Genomic DNA, 1,194 nt, shown 5'->3' with positions numbered 1-1,194 from the left:
CGATGGCGAAGGAAAAGTTTGAGCGGACGAAGCCGCACTGCAACATCGGGACGATTGGCCACGTTGACCATGGCAAGACGTCACTGACGGCGGCGATCACGAAGGTTCTGGCGGAGTCGGGGGGTGCGCAGTTCACGGCGTACGACCAGATCGACAAGGCGCCGGAAGAGAAGGCGCGCGGGATCACGATCTCGACGGCGCACGTGGAGTACGAGACGGCGAACCGGCACTACGCCCACGTGGACTGCCCCGGCCACGCCGACTACGTGAAGAACATGATCACGGGCGCGGCGCAGATGGACGGCGCGATCCTGGTGGTGTCCTCGGCCGACGGCCCGATGCCGCAGACCCGCGAGCACATCCTTCTGGCGCGCCAGGTGGGCGTTCCGGCCCTGGTGGTGTTCATGAACAAGGTCGACATGGTGGACGACGCCGAGCTTCTCGACCTGGTCGAGCTCGAGGTGCGCGAGCTTCTGTCGAAGTACGACTTCCCGGGCGACGACATTCCGATCGTCAAGGGCTCGGCCCTGTGCGCGCTGGAAGATCGTTCGCCGGAGATCGGCCGCGACGCGGTTCTCAAGCTGATGGCCGAGGTTGACGCCTACATCCCGCAGCCGGAGCGTCCGGTGGACCAGCCGTTCCTGATGCCGATCGAAGACGTGTTCTCGATCTCGGGCCGCGGCACGGTGGTGACGGGTCGCGTGGAGCGTGGCATCGTCAAGGTTGGCGAGGAAGTGGAGATCGTGGGCCTGAAGGCCACGGTGAAGACCACGGTGACGGGCGTCGAGATGTTCCGCAAGCTGCTCGATCAGGGCCAGGCGGGCGACAACGTGGGCGTGCTGCTGCGCGGCACGAAGCGCGAGGACGTGGAGCGCGGCCAGGTGCTGTGCAAGCCGGGCTCGATCAAGCCGCACACCAAGTTCAAGGCTGAGGCGTACATTCTCACCAAGGAAGAGGGCGGCCGTCATACGCCGTTCTTCACCAACTACCGTCCGCAGTTCTACTTCCGCACCACGGACGTGACCGGGGTTGTGACGCTGCCGGAAGGCACCGAGATGGTGATGCCGGGCGACAACATCTCCATGGACGTGACGCTGATTGTGCCGATCGCCATGGAGGAGAAGCTGCGCTTCGCCATCCGCGAGGGCGGCCGCACCGTCGGCGCCGGCGTCGTCGCACAGGTCATGGATTAAT

General features: G+C 65.2%; 1 protein-coding gene. It reads left to right on the top strand.

The features are described from left to right. The first annotated feature begins 2 nt into the window (after positions 1–2). Complete coding sequence (tuf, locus tag DRB19_RS29640; RefSeq protein WP_114189508.1) at positions 3–1,193, top strand: elongation factor Tu; 1,191 nt, start codon at positions 3–5, stop codon at positions 1,191–1,193. Position 1,194: the final 1 nt, after the last annotated feature.

This window comes from Microvirga aerophila, from assembly GCF_003332305.1.
In the GTDB taxonomy this organism is placed as follows: domain Bacteria; phylum Pseudomonadota; class Alphaproteobacteria; order Rhizobiales; family Beijerinckiaceae; genus Microvirga; species Microvirga aerophila.
Note: the sequence above shows the minus strand (reverse complement) of the source record. Positions and strands in the feature narration are given on the sequence as shown.

Bases quoted from the DNA above. Each gene is read 5' to 3' on its own strand.
- tuf (WP_114189508.1), top strand. From the start codon at position 3: ATGGCGAAGGAAAAGTTTGAGCGGACGAAGCCGCACTGCAACATCGGG.